Below are 305 nucleotides of genomic sequence, written 5' to 3'. Positions count from 1 at the left end.
CAGGTAATGCACAACAACAAAGAGCGCTTTTTGAACAGTTTAAAATTACCGATGAGTGGTCAGAAAAGCAGCAGTTAGCTAATCAATTACTTGCCACACAGCTTTCAAATCAACAACAAGTCACGATTTATTCTGCTTTAGCTGAGCTTGCCTTTGAACGTAAGAATTACCCTCAAGCACTGCATTATTATAAGTTGTTAGAGCAACATAGCTCATTTTCAACACTACCTGAGTTGCACTTTAGAGCAATAAAAATGCAAGGGGTGGTGCATTATTTTCAAGGTTTGCTACAGCAAGCTGTTATT

The 305-nt window shown here is 38.0% G+C and carries 1 pseudogene; it reads left to right on the top strand.

Going from position 1 to position 305, the window contains the following annotated elements:
- Positions 1–305 (top strand): annotated as a pseudogene (locus CWB85_RS21950) (hybrid sensor histidine kinase/response regulator); the annotation flags it as partial.

Origin of the sequence: Pseudoalteromonas sp. S1727, assembly GCF_005886375.1 — a bacterium.
GTDB classification, from domain to species: domain Bacteria; phylum Pseudomonadota; class Gammaproteobacteria; order Enterobacterales; family Alteromonadaceae; genus Pseudoalteromonas; species Pseudoalteromonas haloplanktis.
The sequence above is the reverse complement of the archived record's forward strand: the minus strand, read 5'-3'. Positions and strand labels throughout refer to the sequence as shown.